The organism is Paraburkholderia sp. SIMBA_053 (genome assembly GCF_046534895.1).
Taxonomy (GTDB): domain Bacteria; phylum Pseudomonadota; class Gammaproteobacteria; order Burkholderiales; family Burkholderiaceae; genus Paraburkholderia; species Paraburkholderia caledonica.
The window spans coordinates 1-292 of sequence record NZ_JAWRXU010000436.1 but is presented as its reverse complement, the minus strand read 5'-3'; the positions used below and the strand labels follow the sequence as shown (position 1 = coordinate 292).

The following is a 292-nucleotide window of genomic DNA, read 5'->3' as shown; positions in this document are numbered from 1 at the left end:
GAGCGCACATGCGCGACATCCTGATCGCTTACGGCGAGTGGACGCAATCGATCCCCGATGAGATGTGCACCTCGCTCGCGATGATCTGGATGCCGGCGAGCCCCGCGGTGCCCGAGCCTCTGCGCGGCAGGGTGATCGCTCATCTGCGCGTGTGTTACCTGGGTGAGGTCGGTGCCGGCGACGAGATGCTCGCGCCGATGAGGGCGGTCGCCCCCGCGCTCATCGATCACGTGAGCATGATCCCCGTCACGAACCTCGATGCGATCCATGGCGACCCGCCTGAGCCCATCCC

At 66.8% G+C, this 292-nt stretch carries 1 pseudogene; it reads left to right on the top strand.

The features are described 5' to 3' along the window. Positions 1 to 292: pseudogene (locus SB753_RS36315) on the top strand (FAD-binding oxidoreductase); the annotation flags it as partial.